This window comes from Flavobacterium sp. NRK F7 (assembly GCF_024054195.1).
GTDB lineage: Bacteria > Bacteroidota > Bacteroidia > Flavobacteriales > Flavobacteriaceae > Flavobacterium.
The window spans coordinates 3,309,509-3,323,515 of the sequence record NZ_JAMXLB010000001.1; the positions used below are offsets into that span (position 1 = coordinate 3,309,509).

The 14,007-nt window shown below is 30.7% G+C and carries 16 protein-coding genes and 1 tRNA gene; 13 read left to right on the forward strand and 4 right to left on the reverse strand.

Going from position 1 to position 14,007, the window contains the following annotated elements; translation table 11 throughout:
* The first annotated feature begins 23 nt into the window (after positions 1–23).
* The 13 genes from NHF47_RS15055 (at position 24) to NHF47_RS15115 (ending at position 11,907) form a co-directional block, all read left to right on the forward strand.
* Positions 24–1,412, forward strand: a complete 1,389-nt coding sequence (locus tag NHF47_RS15055) for a DUF1800 domain-containing protein (protein WP_252765709.1) — start codon at positions 24–26, stop codon at positions 1,410–1,412.
* A gap of 11 nt (positions 1,413–1,423) precedes the next feature.
* Entirely contained in the window at positions 1,424–2,590 is a 1,167-nt protein-coding gene (locus NHF47_RS15060) for a DUF1501 domain-containing protein (protein WP_252765710.1), read from the forward strand.
* Between the two features lie 59 nt (positions 2,591–2,649).
* On the forward strand, positions 2,650–3,552 hold the full coding sequence (locus NHF47_RS15065) for a DMT family transporter (RefSeq protein WP_252765711.1): 903 nt from the start codon (positions 2,650–2,652) through the stop codon (positions 3,550–3,552).
* A gap of 34 nt (positions 3,553–3,586) precedes the next feature.
* Positions 3,587–3,940 carry a MauE/DoxX family redox-associated membrane protein gene (locus tag NHF47_RS15070; RefSeq protein WP_252765712.1) on the forward strand — a complete coding sequence of 118 codons (354 nt, stop codon included), beginning with the start codon at positions 3,587–3,589 and terminating at the stop codon, positions 3,938–3,940.
* A gap of 47 nt (positions 3,941–3,987) precedes the next feature.
* Positions 3,988–4,590 carry an alpha-ketoglutarate-dependent dioxygenase AlkB gene (locus tag NHF47_RS15075; protein ID WP_252765713.1) on the forward strand — a complete coding sequence of 201 codons (603 nt, stop codon included), beginning with the start codon at positions 3,988–3,990 and terminating at the stop codon, positions 4,588–4,590.
* A 140-nt stretch (positions 4,591–4,730) separates the two neighbouring features.
* A complete protein-coding gene (locus NHF47_RS15080) occupies positions 4,731–5,012 on the forward strand; it encodes a DUF2805 domain-containing protein (protein WP_252765714.1) in 282 nt (93 codons plus the stop codon).
* A 98-nt stretch (positions 5,013–5,110) separates the two neighbouring features.
* Positions 5,111–6,967, forward strand: coding sequence for a peptidase M61 (locus NHF47_RS15085; protein WP_252765715.1), 1,857 nt, complete (start codon positions 5,111–5,113; stop codon positions 6,965–6,967).
* Between the two features lie 83 nt (positions 6,968–7,050).
* Positions 7,051–8,355: a DUF819 domain-containing protein gene (locus NHF47_RS15090; protein WP_252765716.1), complete on the forward strand. Its 1,305-nt coding sequence runs from the start codon at positions 7,051–7,053 to the stop codon at positions 8,353–8,355.
* Between the two features lie 7 nt (positions 8,356–8,362).
* On the forward strand, positions 8,363–9,106 hold the full coding sequence (locus NHF47_RS15095; RefSeq protein WP_252765717.1) for a DUF4369 domain-containing protein: 744 nt from the start codon (positions 8,363–8,365) through the stop codon (positions 9,104–9,106).
* Positions 9,107–9,171: 65 nt separating this feature from the next.
* Positions 9,172–10,299, forward strand: a complete 1,128-nt coding sequence (locus NHF47_RS15100) for a PLP-dependent aspartate aminotransferase family protein (protein WP_252765718.1) — start codon at positions 9,172–9,174, stop codon at positions 10,297–10,299.
* 66 nt (positions 10,300–10,365) lie between these two features.
* Positions 10,366–10,839 carry a response regulator transcription factor gene (locus tag NHF47_RS15105; protein WP_252765719.1) on the forward strand — a complete coding sequence of 158 codons (474 nt, stop codon included), beginning with the start codon at positions 10,366–10,368 and terminating at the stop codon, positions 10,837–10,839.
* A gap of 109 nt (positions 10,840–10,948) precedes the next feature.
* Complete coding sequence (locus tag NHF47_RS15110) at positions 10,949–11,467, forward strand: DUF4199 domain-containing protein (protein ID WP_252765720.1); 519 nt, start codon at positions 10,949–10,951, stop codon at positions 11,465–11,467.
* Between the two features lie 71 nt (positions 11,468–11,538).
* On the forward strand, positions 11,539–11,907 hold the full coding sequence (locus NHF47_RS15115) for a nuclear transport factor 2 family protein (RefSeq protein WP_252765721.1): 369 nt from the start codon (positions 11,539–11,541) through the stop codon (positions 11,905–11,907).
* Between the two features lie 53 nt (positions 11,908–11,960).
* On the opposite strand, the gene NHF47_RS15120 is transcribed toward NHF47_RS15115, so the two are convergent.
* The 4 genes from NHF47_RS15120 to NHF47_RS15135 form a co-directional block, all read right to left on the reverse strand.
* Positions 11,961–12,034: transfer RNA gene (locus NHF47_RS15120), tRNA-Thr, on the reverse strand.
* A gap of 114 nt (positions 12,035–12,148) precedes the next feature.
* Positions 12,149–12,418 carry a hypothetical protein gene (locus tag NHF47_RS15125; protein WP_252765722.1) on the reverse strand — a complete coding sequence of 90 codons (270 nt, stop codon included), beginning with the start codon at positions 12,416–12,418 and terminating at the stop codon, positions 12,149–12,151.
* A gap of 57 nt (positions 12,419–12,475) precedes the next feature.
* Entirely contained in the window at positions 12,476–13,453 is a 978-nt protein-coding gene (locus NHF47_RS15130) for a type I phosphomannose isomerase catalytic subunit (RefSeq protein ID WP_252765723.1), read from the reverse strand.
* 100 nt (positions 13,454–13,553) lie between these two features.
* The gene (locus NHF47_RS15135) at positions 13,554–14,006 is read right to left on the reverse strand and encodes a peroxiredoxin (RefSeq protein WP_252765724.1); all 453 of its coding nucleotides are present in this window, start codon (positions 14,004–14,006) and stop codon (positions 13,554–13,556) included.
* Between the last annotated feature and the right edge of the window lies 1 nt (position 14,007).

Consider the following 14,007-nt stretch of genomic DNA (forward strand, 5'->3'; position numbering starts at 1 on the left):
TAAAAATAGTAACACTTTTAATTATGAAAACAGCATCCATTTGGTCTTTACGGTTAGGCTTTTCTAACAAACAAAGTTTTTCTATAGAAAAAGTAGGCATTAAGAAATTTTTGGAGCTATCATTTGAAACAAAAATTGACACTTCTTTGCCCGATTGTCTAAAAAACAGTCCAAAGACACTTGCGGAATTAAAAGATGCAAGAGAAAAAATAAAAAATGCAACTTCTGAAGAGCAAAAGAAACTTTTAAAAAGCCAAATTAAAGATGCAAATCAGCTAAGAATTTGGTGGCTAAACAAAATGAAAAATGAAAAGTTTCCTTTACGAGAAAAAATGACTTGCTTTTGGCACAATCATTATGTAGCATCCATTCAAAAAGTGAAGGTCAATTATTGGGTTTACCAACACAATATGATTCTAAGGGAAAATGCATTTGGAAATTTTAGAGAACTTACTAAAAGAGTAATTCATACCAATGCTATGGTACGTTATTTGGACAATATCGACAACCGCAAAGGCAATTTAAATGAGAACTTGAGTCGAGAATTGTTAGAATTATTTACTATCGGTATTGGAAACTACACCGAACAAGATATTAAAAATGGAGCTAAAGCATTAGCAGGCTTAAGTTTAGGAGAAGAAAAAGCTATTTATAGAGCGCGTTTACAAGATAATGATGAAATTACATATTTAGGCAAAACAGGAAAATTCAAAGCCAATGACCTGATTGACATTATCTTTGAACAAAAACAAACTTCTTATTTCTTAACTGAAAAACTGCTAAAATGGTTCATTTATGACAATCCTTCGGAAGAAATCATACACTATTATGGTGATTATTTCAGACAGGTCGATTATGAAATGCAGCCTTTTCTAATTAAAATTTTTACTGAAGAATACGAAAAAAATAATGCTGGTTCTAAAATTAAAGATCCGCTTGTTTTTGCCTTTCAACTTTTGGAAGAACTTCAAATAGAAATGCCTCCTACTATTATAATTCCCTTTTTAAAACAACAAGGTATGGAATTATTCAACCAACCTAATGTAAAAGGTTGGATTGGTGGCAATCATTGGCTTACTTCACAAATTTATTTACAACGTAACAACGCAGTTGATTTTTTAATCAATGGTCAAAATATTCTTGGTAGAAAAAATAAAAATGTAGAAATGAATTTGGAGGAATTGAGTAATGACAAGAGAAAACCAAACCTCATTTTTAATACTAACGGTAATCATCTAACGATTATTCAAGAGCTCTCTAATAGATTGCTTTTTTTAGTAGAAGAACCCATTCAAAAAGATATGGAAACTATTTTAAAATATGATTTTAATCCAAAAAGTGAAAATGCACAAACTGCTGTCTTACGATTATTTGCATACATCACTAAACTTCCTGAATTTCAACTCATCTAAACCTTACAATTATGGATCGTAGAAAATTTTTCAAACTAACAGGAACCTATACAGGTGGCTCTCTTTTACTACCTAATTTTCTTCATGCTTTTACAGATTATAATTCATTTTCATTGCAAGAAAAGAGTGTTCTTTTCATACAATTAAATGGTGGTAATGATGGATTAAATACTTTTGTTCCATACGACAATCCATTGTATTATGAATTACGTCCTAATATAAGTTTACCAAAAGACCAACTTATTGGTAAAAACAAAGGTATGGCGTTTCATCCCTCTCTAAAAGGGTTTGCTACAATTCAAGACGCAGGTGATTTAACTGTAATTCAAAATGTAGGATATCCAGAGCCGAATCGTTCTCATTTTAGAAGTCAGGAGATTTGGCAAACGGCATCAAGTACAAATGAATACAAAAACGAGGGATGGTTAGGACGCTATCTCGATTTTCATTACAAAGAGCATCATCCCACTGGAGGCATCAATTTAGATGCTATTGATAATTTAGCCCTAAAAGGAATTGAACCTAATAGTGTAACAGTTAAAGACCCTAACCGATTTAAAATAAAAAACAATTCAGAAGAAGGAATTACATTATCCAATAATCCGCAATTAGACTTTGTTAGAAAAATTGCCAATTCGGTTATTGATGGCTCAGATGAAATACAAAAAGCCCTATCTAAAGCTAAAACAGAAATGAACTATCCAAAAACAGGATTAGGTAAAAATCTAGAATGGATTGGAAAACTTATTAAAGGAAATTTGAATTCAAAAATATATTATACTTCATTAAATGGATTTGATACGCACGACAATCAGTTAGCCGTACATTCCAATAAATTATCGGAATTAAATAATGCTGTATTTGCTTTATATACCGATTTAAAACAAGCTAATTTATTGCCTTTTACCACAATTGTAATTTTTTCAGAATTTGGAAGAAGAGTTCAAGACAATGGCAAAGGTACAGATCATGGTACTGCTGCACCTGTTTTCATTATTGGTGGAAGTAACCAAGGAAATTGCATTGGACATAATCCTAATTTAACCGATTTAGATCATGGAGATTTAAAGTATGCCATTGATTTTAGAAGTGTATATGCTTCTATTTTAGAAAACCAATTGGATTTCAATCCAAAAACAATTGGCATACAAAATCAATCATTAAAAGGAATATTTTAATTCTTTGGTTAAAACATTAATTCTTTGCTTATATTTGCGCCCCCTAAAAAATGAAGGATATGTCAAAGAATGAAATTATAAAAGGTGTTTTTCTAGTAGGCTTAGGAGCAACAAGTTATGGAATGCTGGCCACTATTGTTAAACTAGCGTATCAAAGTACTGAAAAGTTCACTACTGCTGAAGTAATCTCGGCTCAATTTATATATGGTATTTTAGGAATGCTTATCATAAATTTATACCAAAAAGCAACAAAAAAAGAATCTGTTGTAAAAGCTACACCAAAAAATATAAAAAATTTAATGCTTGCTGGAACTTCTTTGGGAGCTACCAGTATTTTCTATTATTTATGTGTAAAACATATAAATGTATCTATTGCCATTGTATTATTAATGCAAACCGTTTGGATGGGTGTACTTGCCGAATGGTTTTTAGATAAAAAAGCACCTTCTAAACAAAAAATACTTGCTGTTTTTGTGGTATTAATAGGTACCGTTTTAGCAACCAATTTATTATTTAGTAAAATCGAATTTAATTGGACCGGATTCATGTGGGGAATTTTAGCTGCCGCATCCTTTACTACAACAATGTTTACTGCTAATAAAATAGCCTTAGGAGTTTCGTCGGTTCAAAGAAGTTTATACATGCTTTTTGGAGGAGCAATTATCGTATTATTCTTTGCTCTCTACACGCAAACAGACGCTTTCAATTTGGAAATCTTTGGGAAATATGGAATACTTTTAGCTTTATTCGGCACTATCATTCCACCAGTATTAATGAATAGTGGTTTTCCAAAAACGGGATTAGGTTTAGGAAGTATTGTTTCTTCTTTAGAATTACCCGTTTCTGTTTCTATGGCTTTTTTCCTTTTAAACGAAGAAGTAGTATTAACACAGTGGCTTGGGATTCTCTTAATTATAGCAGCTATTGTAATTATGAATATAAATTTCAAGAAAACGAAATAATTCTTTATTTTTTTATACCTTACAAAATAAAAACATGACCTTACCTTGGCATCAATATCTAATGGGGCTTGTATATATTTTAGCAGGTATCAATCATTTTAGAAACCCTAAATTATACATTAAAATAATTCCTCCCTTTTTTAAAAATCCTAAACGTATCAATCAAATAAGTGGCTGGGCAGAAATTGTTTTGGGAATTTTAGTTTGTATTCCAACCACTTCTTTTTACGGAGCCTGGGGAATTATACTTTTATTACTTGCAATTTTCCCTGCTAATCTTTATATGTATCAGAACGATAAAGCAGCTTTAGGTCTCCCAAAGTGGGTTCGTTTGCTAAGACTTCCGCTTCAACTTCTTCTGATTTATTGGGCCTATTGTTATACCTAAAATTAAAATCATTTTTTTTAAACCAGAAAAAATAGTATTTTTAGAGTATGTTAGATTTATTCCCAAATGAAAAAATCATTTTAGATTTACCGGATGCCATTTTTGAGTATTATCCCAATTTCCTTACACCAGAAAAAGCTACTTTAATATTTCGAAAATTGTTAGATGAAACCCCTTGGAAACAAGACACTATAACTATTTACGGAAAAAACCATTTGCAACCGAGGTTGACTGCTTTATATGGAAATGAAGGCAAACCGTATTCCTATTCTAATATTGTGATGCAACCTCATCCATGGAATCCAACCTTAATGTTTTTAAAAAATGAAATAGAAGAACACACGCAATTGTCATTTACAACCGTACTTCTAAATTTATATCGTAACGAAAATGATAGCAATGGATGGCATTCAGATAATGAAAAAGAATTAGGTAGAAATCCAAGTATTGCTTCTTTGAGTTTAGGTGAAGATCGCGTTTTTCAACTAAAACACATTGAAAAAAAAGAAATAAAACAAAATATCATTCTCACAAATGGAAGCCTTTTAGTAATGAAAGAAGGTAGTCAAATTTATTATAAACATCAATTACCAAAAGCATCAAGTCCAAAGAGAAGCAGAATAAATTTAACATTTAGAACAATTATTTAAATATTTTTTAAAAAAAACCAAGAAACCTATATTTATATTAACAAATTTTTAAAAATGAAAGAATATATTTTTTTTACCGTTTTTTTTAGTAATATTGAACTAAATAACACTAATACATTTACAGATTAATTTTTCATCTGATGAAAAAAAGAAAGATTTCAGAATTGGACAACGAAACACTTGAAAGAGTTGTAACCATGGCTCAAGAGGAGAAAAAACCTTTTGAAGTCTTAAAAGAAGAATTTGGAATTTCAGAAAATGAAGTTACAGAATTAATGAGAAAAAAATTATCGAAAGATAACTTTGAAATTTGGAAAAAGAAAGCTGTTTCAAACAAACCCAAACCAAAACCCTTAAAATTTGATCCACTTGAAGATGATGATTTAGACAGTAAATACTACTTTAAAAATAAATTTGATTAAAAATTGTTAAGCTCTTCCTAAATGAAGAGCTTTTTTTATTAAAAATTGTAACATTTGTACTGTTTTAACGTCAAATGAAAATATCAATAACGATTTAAATGAAAAAAATAATTTTAACGCTTGCAGTAGCAAGTTTTGTTTGGAGTTGTAAACCAGGCGCTACATCTTCAAAAAAAGACGAAGTTAATGTTGCTATCGACCTAGTAAACGTAAAAGATGATAAAGTAATGGTATCCATTGATGCACCTAACTTTACATCAGAAAGTACAACTTTTTTCATACCAAAAACTGTTCCTGGAACCTATTCAGAAGATGATTATGGTAGATTCATTGAAGATTTTAAAGCTGTAGATGCTTCAGGAAACGGATTGAGAGTTACCAAATTAGATAAAAACTCTTATAAAATTGAGGAAGCTAAAAAATTAGCAAAAGTAACGTATCTCGTTAATGATTCTTTTGATACAGAAGGTGGCGGAGGATTTGGACAAAGTGAAGATGTGTTTTCTCCAGCTGGAACCAATATTAAGGCAGGTGAAAATTTCATGTTGAATACACACGGTTTTGTAGGATACTTTGAAGGAAAAACAGAAACTCCTTATACTTTAACCATTACACATCCAGAAAGTCTTTTAGGAGTTTCTGCTATGGTTGATTTAGATGCTTCAAAAAGCAAAGACGTTTTTCAAAGTTCAAAATATGCAACTTTAGTGGAAATGCCATTAATGTACTCTAAACCTGACATCACCACTTTTATGGTTGATGATATGGAAATTATCATTAGTGTTTATTCACCAACAGGAAAATATACTGCAAAAGACATCACGCCTAACATGGAAGCGATGATGACTGCGCAAAAGAAATTTTTAGGCAAATTCAATGCCACTAAAAAATATGCCATTTTATTGTACCTTTCTACAATGGAAAATGACGCTAAAGGTTTTGGTGCTTTAGAACATCCTACTTCTACAACAGTAGTTATGCCAGAAAGAATGGAATTAGAACAATTAAGAGAGCAACTGAAAGACATTGTTTCTCATGAATTCTTCCATATTGTAACACCATTAACCGTTCATTCTAACGAAATACAATATTTCGATTTTAATGACCCTCAAATGTCAGAACATTTATGGATGTATGAAGGAGTTACGGAATATTTTGCTAATTTATTCCAAGTAAACCAAGGTTTGATTGATGAAACTGAATTTTACGAAAGAATGTCTGATAAAATTCAACAATCTAAAAGATTGAATGATAAAATGAGTTTTACTAAAATGAGTAAAAACGTTTTAAAAGAGCCTTATAAAGATCAATATATTAATGTATACCAAAAAGGAGCTTTAATTGCAATGTGTGTTGACATTTTAATTAGAGAAAACAGTAATGGTCAAAAAGGGATACTTAATTTAATGCAGGATTTATCAAATGAGTTCGGAACGAAAAAAGCATTTAAAGACGAAGAATTATTTGGCACTATTACTAAATTTACCTACCCAGCTGTTGGTGAATTCTTAAATAAATATGTAGCTGGCGAAACTCCAATTTCATATGATGATTATTTTGCAAAAATGGGAGTAACTCCTGCTGAAATTGAGGTAGAAGGAAATCCTTTCTTAAAAGGCGGTCAAATTCCATATATAACAATCGATCAATCCACAAAAGAAATCATGATTATTCCAAGTGTAGAATTAAATGCTTTCATGACCAATTTAGGATTAAAAGGAGGTGATAAAATTTTAGCTGTAAATGGAACCAATTATAACTTAGATAATATTTATGACTTAGTTATAGGAAGTATGGGTTGGAAAGATGGAGAATCAATTACAATGAAAATTAAAAGAGACGGTGCTGAACAAGAAATCAAAGGAACTATTGTCATGCCAAAAGAAAAACGTCAAGGATATCAGGCTACAGATGACTCTAAAAAAGCAGTTAGAGAAGCTTGGTTAAAAGGCTAATCTTTTTATATAAAAAATCAATCCTCAAAGTAGTCTCTATTTTGAGGATTTTTTTTATTATTTTGCAACCAAATTATATAAAGATGCAAAACCCTCCCTATTTTACAGATGATACAATTGTTTTTGGTCTACTAATGTTACTCTTAGGTTTCGTTTTTTATACCTCTTCAAAAGAAGAAGGCAATTGGAAAAAATTCTATAAAATTGTTCCTGCACTTTTAATGTGCTATTTACTTCCTGCTATTCTAAGTTCAATGAATATTATTGCTCCTGAATGGACAGAAATTTCAGCAAATGGAGAAGAAATTAAAAAATCTTCTCAAATTTACCACATAGCTAGTCGCTATTTATTACCCGCAGCTCTAGTTTTAATGACATTGAGCATTGATTTAAAAGCACTTATGAATCTAGGATTTAAATCAATTATAGTTTTCTTAGCAGGCACAATAGGAATCATTTTAGGAGGCCCTATCGCAATTTTAATAATTTCAATTTTCTCACCAGAAACAGTTGGCGGTAATGATTTTGATGCCGTTTGGAGAGGATTATCAACAATTGCTGGTAGTTGGATAGGTGGTGGTGCAAATCAGGCTGCTATGTTAGAGATTTTTAAATTTAATCAATCTAAATATGGAGCAATGGTCTTAGTTGATATTGTAGTAGCTAATATTGGAATGGCATTTTTATTATTTGGTATTGGTAAAAAAGAAGCTATAAACAAGTGGTTAAAAGCCGATAATTCATCCATTCAAAAACTGCAAGATAAAGTATCCAATTATCAAGAAAGTGTAAAGAGAAATCCTTCTTTAACCGACTATATGGTTATTTTAGCTATTGCATTTACATCAGTTGGAATATCTCATTGGGGTTCCCAAATCATATCCAATTTTTGCACACAAACTTTCGAAGCAGTGAATGACCCTAAAAGTTTTGCTTCAACTTTTGGTGGAACTTTCTTTTGGATGATAACTATTGCTACAATTTTAGGAATTATACTTTCCTATACAAAATTAAAAACTTATGAAGGAGCTGGTGCTAGCAAAATCGGAAGTATTTTTATATATATTTTAGTAGCATCAATTGGAATGAAAATGAATTTAACTTCAGTATTTGATAATCCAGGATTAATTCTTGTAGGAATTATTTGGATGATAATTCATTTTATTATCATCTTTGCGGTCGCAAAATTAATAAAAGCACCCTATTTTTTTATAGCGGTTGGTAGTCAAGCAAATGTTGGTGGTGCAGCTTCTGCACCTGTTGTAGCTTCTGCTTTTCATCCTTCCTTAGCTAGTGTAGGGGTTCTTCTAGCAATTTTTGGATATATTATCGGTACATATGGAGCAATTATTTGTACTTTTTTAATGGAACACGTTGCTCCTCAATAATAAAAAAATGAAAATTAAAAAAATGAAAAAAGGACTACTTCTTGGATTTGCATTAGTAAGTTTAATCGCTTGTAATGATAATGAGGCTCCAAAAGAAAATTTACACTTAACAGGAAATGTAAAAGGATTAAGTCAAGGTAAATTATATATTAAAAAATTTGAAGATACCACTTTGGTTGCAGTGGATAGCATTATAATTAAAGGAAATTCTCACTTCGAGACCACTATTCCATTAAAAAATCCAGAAGTATTCTATTTGTTTTTAGACAGAGGTCAAACCAATTCCATTGATAATAATTTAGTGTTTTTTGCTGAACCAGGTGAAATGAATATAGAGACTTCTCTAAAAGAGTTCTATGCAGGTGCTAAAATTACTGGATCAAAAAATCAAGAACTTTTTGATGAGTTTAATAGTTTCAAATCTAAATTTAACGATGAAAATTTAGCCATCATTGAAAAGAGAATTGAGAACAGTACTAATTTCAACCAACAAAGAGCAGATAGTATAGAAGAGGCTTTTGGCAGATTAGTTAAAAGAAAATACCGCTATACCGCTAATTTTGCAAGTACTCATGGAGAATATGAAATTGCTCCCTATCTTGCATTAACAGAAATTCCCGACATCAATGTGGCTTATTTAGATACTATCGCTAAGCACATGAGCAGAGAAGTTGCCGCATCGAAATATGGAAAAATTCTTAGAAAACACATTTATGATACAAAAAAAGAGGCTTTATCCAATAAAGAATAAGCTTATTTTTTGAAATTCATTTGTTTTTAGGTATTTTTCAGTAATTTTTAATTTATTTAATACCTATGAAAAAACAGCACATTCAAACATTAGCTGTTCATGCTGGTGAAACCAAAGGAAAGAATAAAGACATTATTCAACCGATACATCTTTCGACCACTTTTGAACGCAATGAAGACGGAACCACAGGAGAATATATTTATACTCGTGCCGAAAATCCTAACCGAATTGCTGTTGAACAAAAAATAGCTCAAATTGAAGGCGCAAAAACTACCATTGCGTTTGCTTCAGGTATGGCCGCAATAAATGCCTTATTTGACACCTTATTAGAGCCCAATTGTCATATTATTATTCCTGATGATTGCTATCATGGAACCCGTCAATTATTGGATACTTTTTTTAAACGTTGGAATGTAACTGCAAATAGGATTGATATGACCGAAGCTTCACATGTCGAAAAAGCGATACAACCCAACACGAAATTAATTTGGATTGAAACGCCATCAAATCCACAATTAAAAATAACCGATTTAGAAGCTGTCATTTCAATTGCTAAGAAGAAGAATATACTAACCGTTTGCGATAATACTTTTGCAACACCTTTATCTCAAAAAACAATTCAAATTGGTATTGACTACGTCATGTATTCCTCCACTAAATTTTTTAGCGGTCATTCCGATATTTTAGGAGGTGTTGTATTAACTAACAAAGAAGACGAATTGAGTCAAAGTATACGCAACTATCAAAAAATGGCAGGTGCAGTTCCTTCACCATTTGATTGCTGGTTACTCAATCGAAGTTTGGCAACATTTCCTTTGCGTTTTAAAGTGCAGTCTGAAAATGCTACTGCAATTGCAAATTTCTTGATTAAACATCCGTCTATTGAGAAAGTGTTTTTTCCAGGCTTACCTACACATGAAAACCATCATATTGCCAAAAAACAAATGCAAAATGGTTTTGGAACTATAGTTTCTATTTTGGTCAAAGGAAATCAAAGAAATGCCTTAGCGTTTACCAATAAATTACACCTTTTTAAACATGCTACCTCTTTAGGAGGTGTGGAAAGTTTAGTAGAACATCGAAGAAGCGTTGAAGGTACCAATCCAATTAGCCCAGAAAATTTAATTCGCCTTTCAATAGGAATTGAACATATCGATGATTTACTTTCCGATTTGAAACAGGCATTGGAATAGTTCTCAAAATATTTTTCATATCTTTAGTCAACAATACAACAAATACTTTTAAAAAAGTAAAAAAGCATGCCTTCTATAATTAAATGGTTTAGAAATTATAAAACAGCTATTTTATATGGTATAAGCTTATTTGTTTTGCTTTTTTTTCTAAAATGGCTAGAACTTCGTTACATTTTATTTGATCATTCCTTGGAAATATACATTGGTTCTATTGCGGTTCTTTTTACGGCATTAGGGATTTGGCTTGCTTTAAAACTTTCTAAACCAAAAACAATTATTGTAGAAAAAGAAGTTTTTATTCCTAAAAGGAAAGACTTTATAATGAATCAAGCTCTAATTGAACAATTAGAATTAAGCACAAGAGAGTTAGAAATACTTCATTTAATGGCTCAAGGAAATAGCAATCAAGAAATTGCGAATAGCATTTTTGTTTCTTTAAGCACGGTAAAAACCCACAATCAAAATATTTTTGAAAAATTAGAGGTCAAGAGAAGAACGCAAGCTGTTGAAAAAGCAAAACGGTTACAAATTATACCTTAAATGAATCCTACTTTAGTATTAAATTCATGAGAATAAACAAAAATATACTAAAGTATGAGTAAAAAAAAACAGTTAATTTTCACATTTGTGGTTATAAATTATTCCTAATATGAAAAAAAACATTCTTATCTTCGGATTAATAGCAGGGATTGTAGTTTCAATACCTATGCTTATCATTACCTCCAATTGCACCTCTTTTGATTTTGAAAAAGGAATGCTTATTGGTTATTCCTCTATGCTTATTGCTTTTTCTATGGTCTATGTGGGTATTAAAAATTACAGAGATAAATACAACCAAGGTGTAATTAGTTTTGGTAAAGCATTTAAAATCGGTAGTATTATTGTATTAATTGCTTCTACTATGTATGTGTTGAGCTGGTTGATTAACTATTTCTATTTTGTACCTGATTTTACAGAAAAATATGCCGAACACATGATAAACGGATTAAAAGAAAGTGGTGCTAGCTTGTTAGAAATAGAACAAAAAACAAAAGAAATGGAAGAGTTTTCTACCCTGTATAAAAACCCATTTTTTAATGCTATGATTACCTATACAGAAATTTTACCTGTTGGCTTGATTATTACTTTAATTAGTTCTTTCATTTTAAAAAAGAAACCTATAGAATAATAACGAAAATAAGGAAGTTAACTAAAGATGTTCATAATTTTATTTAACTTCCTTTTATTTTATTTCACCGTATGACAAAAAAAGAAATTGCTACCCATTTTTTACATCTTTCCGCTAAAGGAAAGTCTAGAGAAGCTTTTGAATTATATGTAGCTACTAACTTCATCCATCACAATGCCTATTTTAAAGGAGACAGAAACACCTTAATGCTCGCCATGGAGGAGAATGCAATACAAAATCCGAATAAAATTTTTGAAATACAACGAATTCTAGAAGATGAGGATTTGGTTGCCGTTCATTCACGTATTCAATTGCAGCAAAACAATTTGGAGTTAACTGTCATGCATATTTTCAGATTTCAGGGTAATAAAATTGTAGAACTTTGGGATTTTGGTCAACCGGTTCCAAAAGATATAATTAATGAAAATGGTATGTTTTAAAACACTAAAAGTAGTAAAATAAAAAAAGGAAAGCATTTGCTTTCCTTTTTTTGAGCCGATGGAGGGACTCGAACCCACGACCTGCTGATTACAAATCAGCTGCTCTAGCCAGCTGAGCTACACCGGCAACTCATAAGAAAACGCTTTCATTAAACAGCAGTGTGTTTCCTTTATTGCGGTGCAAATATAATTTTGATTTTTATATTTGCAAAGAAAAATCCGCTTTTTTTTACTATTTTTTTTAATTCAATTTGTTGATTTTTTCAACTATTTGATTTGCAGTATCTTCGTATTCTTTACGAATTTGTTTAAAATGAGTTTTTTTGTTTTCTACATCTTTTTTATTGATTTTTGTAACCAAAGCATCGTAGTTATCATAAATTTCATCAATAATAGCATCTGTAGTTTCTGTAGGTTTCCCTCCATTAGTCATTTCCCACACATACACGATATTCACTAAATCACCTAAAACGTAGTTGATTTCTTTTTTCAAGTTTTTAACGCTTGCCATTTTGTATTTATTTAAAATTTAAAGCAAAATTAAGGAATATATTCTTATGATATTTAATTAAATAGAAATTTCTAAAAGAGTAGCGTTTCCTTTTAAAAATAAATGGTCAATTACGGCAGGTATTAAAATGGTGTTACCCGCTTTTAACCTAAAACATTCTTCATCAAAAAATAACTCTAATTGTCCTTCCGTACACATTAAAACTGTAAAAGCATCTTGTTTTTTGTACCAATTATATATTCCGTCTAAGGGAAGTAAATTTGTTTTAAAATAGTCACATTCCACTACAGTATTAGAAACATTATCTATTTTTTCAAAATCTATTTTTGAGGCTGTTTGTTTATAATTAATTGCATCAAGAGCTAAATCGGTATGTAATTCTCTACCATTCCCCTCTTTATCTACTCTATCCCAATCGTAAATTCGGTAAGTAACATCGCTAGTCTGTTGAATTTCAGCAATAACGACACCCGCACCAATAGCATGAATAGTACCTGTTTCTAAAAAAAATACGTCTCCTTTTTTTACAGGTATTTCATTTAAAATACTCACTAAAGTTTTATTTGTCAAGTGAGATAAATATTCTTCTTTTGAGGAATCTTGTTTAAAGCCAACAACTAAACGAGAATTAGTATCTGCTTGCATCACATACCACATTTCTGTTTTTCCGAAAGAATTGTGTCTTTTTTTAGCCAAGGCATCATTAGGATGTAATTGGATTGATAAATCTTCTTTGGCATCAATAAATTTAAATAATAAAGGAAACTCATTTCCAAATCTATTTATAACAGTTTCTCCCAAAAAATCTTTTGAAAATATCTCAATTAATTCATTGATATTTTTTCCCTTTAAAGCACCGTTACTCACTACACTCACATCATTAGGTACAGTAGAAATTTCCCAGCTCTCTCCTGTAATTTCTGATGAAATAGGCTTATTTAAATACGATTTTAATTTGGTTCCGCCCCAGATTCTTTCTTTTAGGATGGGTTCAAACACTAATGGATACAAGTTCATTATTTCGTCATTTTCCATGCAAATATCATAAAATTTAAAACAGTAATCACTGAAATTTCGTTATAATACTTACTTTAATAGGCTAGTTAATAAAATATGGAGATGAATAGTTTTAAGATTATTTCATATTCTTGACAGCATTTAAGGCAATAGGAATATGATTAACAGCTTTCATACTATTAAAAATTTCTATAATTATCCCTTCTTTATTGACAATATAAGTTACTCTACCAAGCAATAAACCTAATAGATTTGTGGGAACGTCAAATAATTTTCTTAACGTTTTATCCTTATCAGATAATAATATAAAGGGTAACTTGTATTTTTGAGCAAATTTAGTATGTGCCTTTTCCGAATCACCACTTACACCAATTACTTCAGCTCCTAATCCTTTAAAATCTTCGTATTCATCTCTAAAACCGCAAGCTTGTGCTGTACAACCTGGCGTATCGTCTTTTGGATAAAAATAAAGAACTATCGGTTTGCCTTGATGTTCTTCCCAATTAAAATCGGTTCCGTGTTGATCTTTCGCCCTAAAATTTGGAACTTTATCTCCTACTTTCAAACTCATT